Source organism: Sporosarcina psychrophila (assembly GCF_001590685.1).
Taxonomy (GTDB): Bacteria; Bacillota; Bacilli; order Bacillales_A; family Planococcaceae; genus Sporosarcina; species Sporosarcina psychrophila.
In genome coordinates this window covers 2,166,128-2,179,750 of record NZ_CP014616.1, presented here as the reverse complement: position 1 = coordinate 2,179,750, position 13,623 = coordinate 2,166,128, and the positions used below count along the sequence as shown (strand labels likewise).

The following is a 13,623-nucleotide window of genomic DNA, read 5'->3' as shown; positions in this document are numbered from 1 at the left end:
ACGCCTATATTATTGCAGAATCATTAGCTGACTTAACAGCATCTGACTGTTCTTGCTTATTGGTGTCAGATTCACATTGCATACTCCTGTTTTTGGTAAATCCAGTTCCACTTTTTGTGCTGATTCAAAGTCGTACGTTAGATATTCATCTTGGGATCGACCCCTTCATAAAAAGATAATAATATACTTATATGCATTTCGGAATAAAGGTCGAGAGATGGTTTCTCCCGACCTTTATTAATTATTTATTTCCCAGTTTCAGCAAAGTACCTAATACGATCACCAATTTCATTACGAACACGTTGGAAAAAAGCCCACTTCTCTTCATTCGTTCCTTCTGCCTTTGCAGGATCATCAAATCCCCAATGATCACGCTTTACATGGGGTGGTGTCATCGGACACTTGTCAGCAGCATCCCCACAAAGCGTGACGATAAAATCTGCATCATTTAAGATTTGTGGATCAATACTATCCGAAGTTTGATTCGAAATGTCGACGCCAGCCTCATTCATGGCTTTGACAGCATTTGGATTAACTCCATGTGCTTCAATTCCAGCACTGAGAACCTGCCATTCTTCACCAAGATACTTTTTGCCCCAACCTTCAGCCATTTGGCTACGGCATGAGTTACCTGTACATAAGAAATAGAGTGTTTTTTTCGACATAATTAAAGCCACCTTTTGTGTTTTATTGTATGATTGACAGCCATAAATACAGTCCTATTAGTGTAATCAGAAGTGTAGGAACCGTTAAAATAATTCCGATTTTAAAATAGCTACCCCAAGATATCTTCACACCTTTTTGAGATAAAACATGTAGCCATAGTAAAGTGGCCAACGAACCGATTGGGGTTATTTTGGGACCTAAATCCGATCCGATGATATTTGCATAAATCAAAGCCTCGCGAATAGGACCTGTCGTAGTCGTTTCTGATATAGCTAACGCGTTAATCATGACCGTAGGCATATTATTCATAAGTGAGGACAATATCGCTGCAATAAATCCCATAGAAATCGTTGCAATAAAGAGTCCTTGATTGGCTGCCAATTGAATGACATCGCCCAATACAGCTGTAAGACCAACATTACGCAATCCGTAGACAACAACGTACATCCCAACAGAGAAGAAAACGATGGCCCAAGGTGCCCCTTTAAGTACTTGCTTCGTGTGTACAGCTGGGCTTCTTTGTGCCATGGCCATAAAGAATATCGCCGTAAGCCCAGCAATAATAGAAACAGGCAATCCCGTAAACCCACTAGAGAAATAACCTAAGAGTAATACGCTTAAAATCAGCCAAGTTAGTCGGAACATTTTTATATCCTTGATAGCATCCTTCGGTTCTTTTAAATCCGAGACATCATAGTCTTTAGGAATACTTTTACGGAAGAATAACAACAACACTAAAATGCTCGCAACTAATGCAAATAAATTCGGAACAATCATTCTGGTTGCATATTCAACAAATCCGATACCGAAAAAGTCTGCTGAAACAATATTGACTAAGTTACTCACAACTAATGGCAACGAAGTGGTATCAGCTATAAAACCACTGGCAATAATAAATGGAAAAATCATCTTTTCATTGAAATTCAAATTTCTTACCATTGCAAGAACAATTGGCGTTAGTATTAATGCAGCCCCATCGTTTGCGAACAAAGCCGCAACAACTGCACCTAAAATACTGACGTAAACAAACATGCGAATCCCACTGCCTTTAGCTAATCTAGCCATATGTAAGGCAGCCCACTCAAAGAATCCGATTTCATCTAAGATCAATGAGAGGATTATAATGGCGATGAAAGCAAGAGTAGCATTCCATACAATCCCTGTAACATCAATAACGTCTTGAAAGTTAACCACTCCTACTAATAAAGCGATTATTGCTCCAATACAAGCGGACCATCCAATTGATAAATTTCTAGGCTGCCAAATAACAAAAATAATTGTAATGATGAATATCAATGATGCCATTATTACTGAAACCAACGCCCATTCCCCTTCCTACTCGCAGCAAACTCTAAGCCCTTGCGCTTCCAGTCTAGCTATAGACTCATTCTGTTCAGGAAGCTGTTCAAGAATGCTTTGAATAAACGGATAGTCTTCATGATTTTTGTTAATCGAGAAGAAAATCCATTGTCCTCTACGTTCTTCTTTCACTACCTTAATATCTCTAAGTTTACGCAAGTGTTGGCTGATTGCTGGCTGACTCATATTAAAAATCTCAACAAATTCACACACACAGCATTCATGTGACTTGAGTAGCTGCATCATGGTCAAACGGGTTGGATCTCCGAGTAATTTTAAGAGTTGCGATGCTTGCTGCATATCAATCGTTACTGTTTCATTCATTAGTCATCCCTCCTTAGATCATCATATAAGAATATACTTATATTCACAAGTGAATTATTCTACTTAACTATATTATATTGGGCTTTACTCGAAAGAAATTTTGTTAGGACATGACCAAAAGATATTATACCGATTTGAAGTTCCAATTTGTTGTTTGTATTTCTATTTAGTGAACCTCTTATTCTAAACGCCAAATAATACCCTTTTGATTTTCAAGTAAGCATTATTTGGCGTTTAGGGAAAGGATTTTCCACGCCATTATCGGATTTATTAACATATTAATCAGAATCTCCGTAATTCTCTACTCTCTTTTTCATCACCTTCGCCATTTGTTGGGAACTTGTTTCTTCTTCCCCATGCAGTTTATCAACGATGTTAAGATAATCCTCCTCATTGCGATTCTGACTTAATTTATAGGCAGCTTGAATTTCTCCTACTTTAATTTTAAATCCAACAATTCCTTTTAGTTCTTTTTCTACTAACTGAGGAGATAGTTTGTTCCATAAAACCGGATTCTTTCGATGCTTCTCGTATTTTTGTAGCATCATTATTAGGTCTTGTTTTAATTCTTCCTCATCCAAAATGCTCGCAATGCCATATACATGTACGGCTTGATAATTCCATGTTGGAACATTTTCATGCCCGTACCAAGAAGAAGAAATATAAGCATGTGGCCCCTGGAACATAACTAGTACATCATCACAGCCTTCGAATGTTCTCCATTGTGGATTCCCATATGCCATGTGCCCGGTAATATAATAATCATCTCCTTTTTTATTTAGCGCCAAAGGTAAATGACTAGCAATTGGTTTATTTTGTTTTATTGTAACAATAGTTCCAAATGAGTTCTCTTGAACAAATTCTTTAATTTCATCTACGTCTGTAACTTTAAAATACTTGGGAATATACATGATTAACCTCCTCTTTGATTACTAAAATGGCATTCATTGCCACATTAATTGAAAATGATTGGTATGCAGATTTCATAATTCAAACACGTAGTACCGACCTAGATACACTCATACAATAAATCCCATTGAATTCGCTTTGGTACCTTCGCAAAAATAAGAAGACCGATCCTGTCTTTAAGGTTTAAATACTAATCCAATTTCCTCCAAAGAGTTTCTAAGTATAGGCAGAGAAGCTGAGCCAATACCGTGAAATTGTAAAATTTCTTTTTCGCTAAACATTGATAGTTGTTGTAACGTTCCAATACCGTGATGCTCTAACGCTCTCCTTGCAGGTGCAGAGAGCTTTGAGAGAAATCCCTTGTCCGGCTCACGTTCTTTCTCGCATATCGGACAGCTTGGACAATCACTACTTTTATAATAGTTGTGTCCGTTGCTACATATTCGTAAACTCCTGTTTGAAGTTCCCATTGTAAAATGTCTCCTTCCTTAAAATCTATATTCCCTTAATTATAGAATACTTCGAGTATACTTTTTATTGAATGATACCAGGTTCTGAAACCATTAGTCATTCAAAGAGACTCGTGTACTCCGAACTTATTTCTTGATTAATTCCGTAATGATTTTGTTTACCATCTTATCCATTTTGGATGATTCATATCTCCGCATCCAAGAAAAAATTTCCATACCTTTAATCTGTCTTGAAGTACGGCTTCATTGCGATCACCATATGCGCTAAACGAGTACGAATGAAGCTCTCTACTTTAGATTTCCCTTAATGAACCCGTACAGTTTCAACTCCCCTTGTACATTTATGCACTATTATCAATAATATGAGTTTTTTTATTTTCCTAGGAGTTTAAGTACATTCCTCAACAAACTTCCATATATCATTTCATTTATTTCTATAAATCCAGTTTACACTCAACTATTTCATTAAATAAGCCCTTTTACAACGAAACACCCCTTTGGATAAAAATCCAAAGGGGTGTTTCGTAACTTTTTTATAAACGTCGCATTTTTTTACAAACATCGCGACTTTATTTTAAATCCACAACTTTATTTCAAAGCTACATCACATCAAAAAAATTGATACTCAAACTAACCTCACTCCACCGTAACTGATTTTGCTAAATTACGAGGTTTGTCAACGTCGCATCCTCTATGAAGAGCAGCGTAATAGCTAATTAGCTGCAAGGGGATAACGGCAACAAGAGGTGTAAGTAAGGCATGCACTTTGGGCAGAACAAAACGATCATTCTCTTCTTCCAACCCTTCCATTGACAGTATGCAAGGATTCGCTCCGCGCGCGACAACTTCTTTAACATTACCACGAGTGTTGAGACTCACTGCTTGTTGTGTAACAATTGCAAACACAGGTGTGCCCTCTTCAATCAGCGCAATCGTCCCATGTTTTAATTCCCCACCTGCGAAGCCCTCTGCTTGAATGTAGGAAATTTCTTTTACTTTAAGTGCACCTTCTAAGCTAACGTAATAGTCTAGGTTCCGCCCGATGAAGAAAGCATTTCGAGAAACTGCTAAGAATTCATGTGCGATTTGCTCCATTTCCTCTTTTGAATCCACAAGTGTTTGGATTGCATTCGCTGTGATGGCAAGCTCTTTCTTCAAGTCAATTTCTACTGTTTTCCCTCGTTTTTTGGCTACAACATAAGCTGCGATAGCAAGAACTGCTACTTGAGCTGTATATGCTTTTGTCGAAGCTACAGCAATTTCCGGACCAGCGTATAACAGTAATGTATGATCCGCTTCACGAGAAAGTGTGGAGCCTGTAGCGTTTGTTAACGTAATGCTTGGGTAGCCTAACGCTTTTATTTTCACCAATACTTGACGGCTGTCCGCAGTCTCTCCAGATTGTGTAATGAAAAGAAATAACGGTTTTTCCGAAAGAAGTGGCATGTTATAGCCAAATTCACTTGAAATATGCACTTCAACCGGAATACCAGCAATTTTTTCAAAATAGTGCTTGCCGATAAGACCAGCGTGATAGCTTGTGCCCGCTGCAATTATATAAAGACGGTCAGCTTCGTTAAACGCATTTACAATATTCTCATCCATTGCAAGTTCACCTTGCTCGTTTTCATATGCTTGAAGAATTTTACGAATAACACCTGGCTGTTCGTCCATTTCTTTCAGCATAAAGTGAGGGTACGTGCCTTTCTCAATATCACTCATATCGAGCTCTGCTGTAAAAGGTGCACGGTCAATAGTTTCGCCATCCAATGTCATCAGTTCGATTGCTTGTTTACGAACAATGACAACTTCTTGATCGTGTAGTTCAACGTATTGGTTTGTTACTTGTAACATCGCCATCGCATCAGAAGCAACCACATTGAAGTTGTCTCCAACTCCTATTAATAATGGGCTCTTGTTTTTGGCAACAAAAATAGTGTCTGCCTCATCAGCATCTAACATGGCGATTGCATAGGAACCATGGAGTAAAGACAGTGTGTGACGGAAAGCTGTTTCAGTAGTCATACCATCTTTAACAAACTTTTCAACAAGTTGTACGATGATTTCTGTATCCGTGTCAGAAATCATTTGAACGTCCTGTAAATACTCTTTTTGAAGGTTATGATAATTCTCGATTACACCATTGTGCACAAGTGTAAACCGACTCGATGTGCTTTGATGTGGATGTGCATTCGTTTGATTTGGAACGCCATGAGTCGCCCAGCGTGTTTGACCAATTCCAGTTGACGCTAACACTGTTGAATCCACTGCTGCACGTAGGTCTGCAATACGTCCTTTTTCTTTTATAACAGTAATACCTTTTTCATTGCGGAGTGCGATTCCCGCCGAGTCATACCCACGATATTCTAACCTTTCAAGTCCCTTTAATAGAATTTCTTTCGCATCTAAATCACCAATATAACCTACTATTCCACACATATTTTTTCCTCCGATATTTGCAAAATAAGCAATACTTAACTACACCTCAGCTGAATTAGCGAAGTGTCCTTACATATTGCTTGAATGATTTTGCCTTTTTGCTCCTTTGTCCATTCGATTGCTCAAATGATTTACTAGCAAAAAATACAACCGGGCAATTGCGATTGGGAGGCTTCCGCCGAAAGTTCGATACTCCTCCACCTCGTCTGCTGAAAATTAGTAACGTCCGATTTCTTCAGCACTGGCGCTTTAACTGTTTTCCGATTTACATTTAACGCGCGATTTTCACTCCTTTTACACGCGGTGACCAATAGCTTATCTAGTACTAGTAGCTATGAATCAACTTTATCATCTTACATAACTTGCTGTTTTTTTGTCAATAAATAAAGAGAGTAAGACTAGATTTTTTTCTAATCCCCCTATTCACTAATATATGCAGAATGATAGTGAGATCACAACAGTTTTGGGAAATCAAAAAAATCAGTCACTTTCGTTAAATGGCTGATTACTCGTCCTATATTCAATAGGTTTAAGAACAAAAAGTCAGTCAAGATTAATTAGCTTTTGTATCAAAGTATCCTGCTATCCCGATGTCATACAAGGGAATAATTTGATTCTAATAACACAAGCGGTTCTCTTACTTATCTAGTTGTAACTACACTATTATTATCAGTTACTGCTTACTCAAACATATAATTCTATTCATTTTAATAGCTAGCTTTTGTGTAACATTTCAAAGTTATTAGACTGAAAGAGATGGAAAACCCGCACGACTCCACAACCATAAAGGGGTATGAACATCAATTGGAGATAACTCACTATCAATTAGTGCCTTTTCCCATGATTTAGCAACTATCTGTCTATTATCCGACGAACCATCTAATACCTCAGAAGAACATAGACCTAAATTTACGCTAGCTTTCAAAATATGCGTATCAGGAGCTATTGTAATCAATTCTCGAGACCTCCAGCAAACTCCCGTATACCTTTCCATGGCATATAACCAGTAATTGAAAATCTTAGGTCCAGAAAGATATGGAAATTCTGGCTTTCTATTGATTTCCATAATGCTTTTTAAGATGGCTATATCAAATTGAGCAGATTCAATCAATCCTATTACGTCACCTCTTTGAGATGATTGAGTTATTCCCTTAGACACACGTTGCCAAATTTCCGGGTGGCGATTGGGTTGTAAAGCAACTCGGTAATAAACCAAAATACTACGTAATTCATCCAAATTACTTTCAGATACGACTTTTGGATTAAAGATCCAACGAGAACTTTTATCCAAATAAGCTTGTGCAACCGACTCCCATAATTTATATGAGTTTCTTTGGTAATTTAAAGCCATTCCTAATGTCAGTACATTCATTAAATCATCTTTGGGAACAATTCCAATCAGAGCATCCTCTGGCATTATTTCACCGCCAAGCAACCCTTCAGCATGCATTTGTATTAGTAATTTCACATTTCCAATAAAGGTTTTGTTTTCCATTCGATCCTCCGAACCTATTTCAACTATTATTTCTATAATCTCATTTGTCGTAATCCCAATGTTTGTAGGTACAATTTCACTTTTCTCCAAATTTAACTATGCTCAAGTTCACTTTTTATCGCAGTAATAATCGCTCCATCAATCGGATACATGAAGCTCCTGTTAACACGAACAGCCGACCCAAAATGAACTTCTTCTATCCCTGTTGCAGACACCAATGAAGACAGCATTTCAGGGTTCATACCATTCCCTGCTAAAATTAGGACAGAAGTATCTTTAGACTTGTCCACCAACTTTTTCAGCTGTTCAGCAGCTTCTGGCGCTGGTGCTTGTCCCCCTGAAGTCAAAATCCGCTGAATCTGTGGGAAACGAGCAATGACTTCTAAAGCTTCCAGCTGATCTTCTATCTCATCAAATGCACGGTGAAAAGTGACTTTCATCTCTCCAGTTTCCTCCAACAAACGTGAGAGGGCATCCGTATTCACTTTACGCTCTTCAGTTAGTACTCCAACAACAACTCCCGCAGCTCCCGCACGTTTAATATGGCGAATGTCAGCTATCATTACAGCTAAATCGTTGTCATCATAGTGAAAAGTTCGACTATGTGGCCGAACGATTACATGGACTGGAATATTTACACCTGCAACCACTGCTTCCACCAATCCCAAACTTGGCGTTAGGCCACCTTCAGTCAAAGCAGCGCAAAGTTCCAATCGGTCGGCACCACTTCGTTCTGCAGCAATTGCATCCGTCAAACTTGTAGCTATAATTTCTAACATCATTTTGGTTACACCTCCTATGAATGCATTTTATTTTTGTAAATCAAATACGACTTTTCTTTCCCCGACAATCACATTATTATCATTTATAATTTCTTTTGGCGCTAACTTATACAAACGCTCAATCGTTTCATGGTTTCCATAACCGATCTGCTCCAAAATAGATGCAATAATGATTGGCCACACAAGCTCGGATCCATCCATTACTTTTAATGCAAAGCCCATTCGCTCATTCTTAAGTGCAAAACCATACACGCCCTTAGCTCCACCTTTAGCAACGATATTTGGGTCCGCCAATAAAACAGAGCAAATGAAATCATGACTCGCAATCATTTCCGGATGTGCATTCATATAGCGAGTAATTTTAACGACAGCTTCTCTCATTTCTCGTTGCTGAATCAAATCTGGACAAGCAAGTTTCAGGTACGCTTGAGCAATGTTCTGAAGCGGCATTGCATACACAGGGAATCCACATCCATCAATTCCAATGCCAAAGTCTTTCTTCGGATAATTGGCCATATCAGCCATCGCGGCCAAGCTCAGCTGCTGTACCGGATGTTCCAACTTCCAATAGCCATCAATGTCGTATCCCAGCACTTTTGCCAATGCGATAAAACCGCTATGCTTTCCTGAACAGTTATGGTAAAGCTTTCGCTGCTTCCCGTGCTTTCGATGATAGTCCGCTTTTGCTTCTTCATTCAGCGGATAGGTTGGACAGCAATAAAATTGCTCTTCATTAATTCCGACCTTTTGTAAAATCGAATCCAGCGCCTCAATGTGATAGTCTTCTCCACGATGCGAAGCAGCAAATAAAGTAGCTTCTTTGGATGTAAGTCCGAACTTGTCATCCACTCCATTTTGAATAACTGGAATCGCCTGAAATGGTTTTGCTGCCGAACGAAGAAATGTCATATGATTTTCGTTGCCAACAGAATAAAGGATATCGCCATCTGCATTGATTCCACAAATAACACCCATATGAACGTTTTCTAAAATGTCATTACGATATTCTTCCACTATTACTTGTTGGTCCACTGTTTATTCCCTCCACTTGCTCGTTATGAAAGAATTCCCTACAGGTGGTAGCTCATCACAATGAGTTCACCACTTCTCCCCATCTCCCGAACGCCTTCATCAATATAGCCACACTTTTTATACAGGGCTTGAGCTATCTCATTTTTAATATTTACAGCTAGTACGATCTCATCAATGCCAATAAAATTACTTCTAACAAATTCTGGTATAAGCATCAATGCTTTCTTCCCATAACCTTTGCCTTGCTGATGAAAATCCGTTGAAAAGCTTCTAATTAATATAGCATCGTCATTAGGAGAAAAAGGGTTAACCCCTTCACCTTTATGTAAGCTAAAGAACGTTACAAGTTGCTCATTTTCTACCGCTAAAATCGAATAGCGATTCTCTTCCGTATTCGAAAGATCAATAGAATCTTTTGGGGTTCCCGTAAATCGTTGCTGTTCGCTAGTTAGTGTATAGTTTTCTATGAGTTTAGCAAAAGCATGATTATAAAAATGCAGTTTCATGTATTCTACTCCCTTCCACAAAAGCACGTACGTTCCAGTTAAGAAGTTCTATGTATGCCATTAACATAATAACCAATTACTTAAATGACTACGTCACCTCCTGCGTTTACTGAGAACCGATTATTCCAAAGAGTTAAATTCCATTATATCAGCACTTGCCCTAACAAACTTAAATTATTTCATTACAATTAAAGGATTACCATTTACCAACATTTGCAAGAAAATCCCAACACTTATAAGCAATAAAAAAAAGACTCCAAAATTTATGGAGTTCCTCCTTTTCAGTGCTTCATGACAAAACAAATATGTGAATCTACCTATATAATGGCACCTCCCATTTCTCTTTGTCTTCTTCATACTAAATACAGTTTTTATGATTTTTTGTTTTTCTCCAAGACTTTGAATGACAATGCCACCCGTGAAGAGTCAGCATATTCACTTGCTATAACGAGTTTAAGATACAAATCAATTCATTTTTTGATGAAATAAAAAAAGAACATCCCACTCCATTTTTTCAAATGAGTAGGATGTTCTTTATAAAAATATGGATCAATCTTTGCTAGTATAATACGCATTTAAATCATTATAATATTTATTCAATGAAGAGGTAGACACTTCAAACCATTCAGCAATCTCTTTCACAGTTATCGTAAGAGGTTCAAATAAGGCATTTTCTTGGCCAAATCGAATTGCTCCAGCTGCAATCGCTACTTCTTTACGTGCGTTCGGCTGCTGTTCTACTAAATAATCTTCTATTATTTCTATTAATTGCTCAGATTCACGTTCATTTTCCTCTAAAAACTCTATTGCTTTTTGGAGTACACCCGCTTCAAAGTTTGTAAATTCTCCTCCGTCGTAGCCATCCTCACCAAGTAGCTTCCAAAATGCAATTCCATTTTCTTTTAAAAATGAGGGAACAGATTGTTCTTCTTGTGATTCAAATTGCTTCACAAATCTCCCGAATGCTTTTGTATAATCGGTTGGGAAGAAAATCAAGCTTGAAATCGCCAAATAGTGATTATCTTTGGATGAGCCATCCGGTAAAATGAAGCAATACACATGGACGCCTACTGGAACAGGCTTTTCACTTTCACGTCGTAAACGTATCGTTTCGTCTTCTAATATATTTTTAATGGACATATATGTATCATCTACAGCTACTACTTCTCCAATGAAAATACGTGGATCAGACCATGTTTCTAACACTTTCACTACAGATGGACGGATAATTTTCTTTTGTTGTTTCTTCATATAATTCGTCCAAATGTCCGGTTTGTGATGGAAAAAGAATTCATCCATGACAATCGCTTCAATCATTTCCTCGACTAAATATTCCTTAAGTGGCTCACTCCATTTTTTCACCAAGCTCAAGAATTCATTTAGGTCACGTTTTTCAGGATACTCTTCATAAAACGCTTGCAAAATTCTTTCAAGCTCTTCCGATTGCACTTCTTCTATTGAAAATGTCGCTTTCGATTCACAACATTTTTTATATTTTTTCCCACTGCCACAGAGGCACGGATCATTACGTCCAATCACATAAACACGTCCTTTAACTAATTAAGAATACATTTAAGTGTAACATGACTATACAAAAATAATAAGTGTACATTTTAGTTTGCCAGTTTGGTGTATTCATCTACAACGTGTGTATTTACGGTACTATAAATGTAAAAATAAAGAACCTTATTGAATTCGCTACGACGCTAGGGCTTCGACTGCCCCTTGTAAAGCTCCTTCGCTCAGTTTATATTGGTATGGATTTATAACTCTTCCTTAATCAGAATCAGTTTTGAAGATAATTATTAGAACAATGGATACTCATCTATACTACGACACACGTCCTTTAAAATAATCAAAAAAACGACTGTCAGGGCTTTTGCCCGTTAAGTCGTCTGTCCTCTTTTTGCAGTGAAAGAACTCGCTTCTCTCCACTTGTCATTCTCCTAGGCTTTATTTGTCTTCGATGCTCCTCAATAATCGCCTGTAAATTCACAACATCTATCATGCAATATTCCCTCCGTTTCATACTCACTCAATAGCGTATGAACTACAAGCGGAATGGATACACTTTATCAACATGTTGTATTTTTCTGAAAATACAGCCATGAAAGATATTATTCCCATCTTTTACTGTGTCAGATAAATTATCTAACGCAAAGTAATCTTTAAAATACACATACTCTCGTTAAGAATTCCTTGTATTAAGAATAATCAAAATTAGTTTCCCAGGAAATAATCTTCTAACATTTTGAAAGCATCCTATTTCCCGAAGAACAAAATTAATTAATAAATAAATATTTACAATTAATATATATTACAAAAATATTAATTCTTCATTTTTATTTACACTACTTCAACCTATTTTCTATCCCATTTTTTTCACAGTCAACTAACACTGAATTTAAAAACTATTGACGAAAGATTAAACTTTAGTTTACACTTTTCATGAAGCTCCTTTTAATAGTATAGGTAACTGATTTAGTCGTCGTTTCCTTACTACTAATTAGGGGCATTTTTTCGCAAGTAATTAATAATATTTTAAAGTAGTTCCACTTTTTTCTACTGCAACTCTAGTGAATGCCTACTAAATATTTTATCTGCATATACCTATATCAACCGAGCGTAGGCGCCTTACAAAGGGTAGCCGAAGCCTTAAGACTGGCCGCGAAGCTGCTTGGCTTAAGGCGAGAGGCATCCCCTAGCGCCGAAGCGAATTCAATGGGATTCTTTATTTTAATTTATGAAGAATAAATTCTATTGACTAAGAAATGTTATACTTTATAATAAGATTTGTTTTACATGAAAGGCGTGATGGTAGGGTTGGAAAATAAGCTGAAGCTTTATGGCTTTAACAACCTCACAAAGACTCTTAGCTTCAACATCTATGATGTTTGCTATGCGAAAAGTGAGCGGGAGCAAAGTGAATATATTGCTTATATTGATGAGCAATATAATTCTGATAGATTAACCAGTATCCTGTACGAAGTGACAGATATTATCGGGGCACATGTCTTGAATGTCAGTAAACAGGATTATGATCCACAAGGTGCAAGTGTGACCATTCTTATTTCGGAGGAAGCCTTTCCAATCGCATTGATTGATGAATCGTGTAATAAAGGTGAACGAACCATTTTGGGAACTCGTAAAACAGTCGTTGGTCACCTCGATAAAAGTCACGTTACCGTTCACACATATCCGGAATATCATCCCGATAATTCTATCGCTACTTTTCGAGTCGATATTGATGTTTCAACGTGCGGCACAATTTCTCCGCTGAATGCACTTGATTATCTGATTGGGAGTTTCGACTCAGACATTATTACAACTGATTACCGAGTGCGTGGATTTACACGCAATATGGAAGGCGAAAAATTGTATATAGATCATTCTATAGAGTCCATTCGGGATTATATTGACAGCAATACATTGCTGAAATACCATTGGAAAGATATAAATGTACACCAATCCAATATCTTTCATACAAAGCTACTTATCAAAGACATAAACCTGCAGGACTATTTGTTCAATACAGATGTCTCGGAGCTACCTCTTAATGAAAGGCTCGAAATCACAACCATGCTACGAAAAGAGATGACTGAAATTTTTAATGGTTCTAATATAGATGAATGAGGGGTGAT

At 37.5% G+C, this 13,623-nt stretch carries 12 protein-coding genes; 1 reads left to right on the top strand and 11 read right to left on the bottom strand.

Translation table 11 applies throughout. From position 1 onward, the window contains the following. Positions 1–245 precede the first annotated feature (245 nt). The 11 genes from arsC to AZE41_RS10255 form a co-directional block, all read right to left on the bottom strand. Positions 246–665 (bottom strand): arsenate reductase (thioredoxin), encoded by a 420-nt coding sequence (gene arsC / locus AZE41_RS10305; protein WP_067208883.1) that lies wholly within the window; start codon positions 663–665, stop codon positions 246–248. Positions 666–687: 22 nt separating this feature from the next. After that, positions 688–1,986 carry an arsenic transporter gene (locus tag AZE41_RS10300; RefSeq protein WP_067208880.1) on the bottom strand — a complete coding sequence of 433 codons (1,299 nt, stop codon included), beginning with the start codon at positions 1,984–1,986 and terminating at the stop codon, positions 688–690. Between the two features lie 15 nt (positions 1,987–2,001). Then, a complete protein-coding gene (locus AZE41_RS10295) occupies positions 2,002–2,349 on the bottom strand; it encodes an ArsR/SmtB family transcription factor (protein ID WP_067208877.1) in 348 nt (115 codons plus the stop codon). Between the two features lie 278 nt (positions 2,350–2,627). After that, positions 2,628–3,260 (bottom strand): FMN-binding negative transcriptional regulator, encoded by a 633-nt coding sequence (locus AZE41_RS10290; RefSeq protein ID WP_067208875.1) that lies wholly within the window; start codon positions 3,258–3,260, stop codon positions 2,628–2,630. Between the two features lie 174 nt (positions 3,261–3,434). After that, a complete protein-coding gene (locus tag AZE41_RS10285; protein ID WP_067208872.1) occupies positions 3,435–3,728 on the bottom strand; it encodes an RNA polymerase alpha subunit C-terminal domain-containing protein in 294 nt (97 codons plus the stop codon). A gap of 636 nt (positions 3,729–4,364) precedes the next feature. Next, on the bottom strand, positions 4,365–6,167 hold the full coding sequence (glmS, locus tag AZE41_RS10280) for a glutamine--fructose-6-phosphate transaminase (isomerizing) (protein ID WP_067208869.1): 1,803 nt from the start codon (positions 6,165–6,167) through the stop codon (positions 4,365–4,367). Positions 6,168–6,909: 742 nt separating this feature from the next. Beyond that, positions 6,910–7,662, bottom strand: a complete 753-nt coding sequence (locus tag AZE41_RS10275) for a hypothetical protein (protein ID WP_067213934.1) — start codon at positions 7,660–7,662, stop codon at positions 6,910–6,912. Between the two features lie 92 nt (positions 7,663–7,754). Next, the gene (locus tag AZE41_RS10270) at positions 7,755–8,444 is read right to left on the bottom strand and encodes a copper homeostasis protein CutC (protein WP_067208866.1); all 690 of its coding nucleotides are present in this window, start codon (positions 8,442–8,444) and stop codon (positions 7,755–7,757) included. 27 nt (positions 8,445–8,471) lie between these two features. Further along, complete coding sequence (locus tag AZE41_RS10265) at positions 8,472–9,476, bottom strand: asparaginase (RefSeq protein WP_197485392.1); 1,005 nt, start codon at positions 9,474–9,476, stop codon at positions 8,472–8,474. A 38-nt stretch (positions 9,477–9,514) separates the two neighbouring features. Further along, positions 9,515–9,982, bottom strand: coding sequence for a GNAT family N-acetyltransferase (locus AZE41_RS10260; protein WP_067208863.1), 468 nt, complete (start codon positions 9,980–9,982; stop codon positions 9,515–9,517). A gap of 549 nt (positions 9,983–10,531) precedes the next feature. Then, positions 10,532–11,521 (bottom strand): YecA family protein, encoded by a 990-nt coding sequence (locus AZE41_RS10255; protein WP_067208860.1) that lies wholly within the window; start codon positions 11,519–11,521, stop codon positions 10,532–10,534. 1,263 nt (positions 11,522–12,784) lie between these two features. On the opposite strand from AZE41_RS10255, the gene speD reads away from it, so the two are divergent. Beyond that, a complete protein-coding gene (gene speD / locus AZE41_RS10250; protein WP_231885804.1) occupies positions 12,785–13,615 on the top strand; it encodes an adenosylmethionine decarboxylase in 831 nt (276 codons plus the stop codon). Positions 13,616–13,623 lie beyond the last annotated feature (8 nt).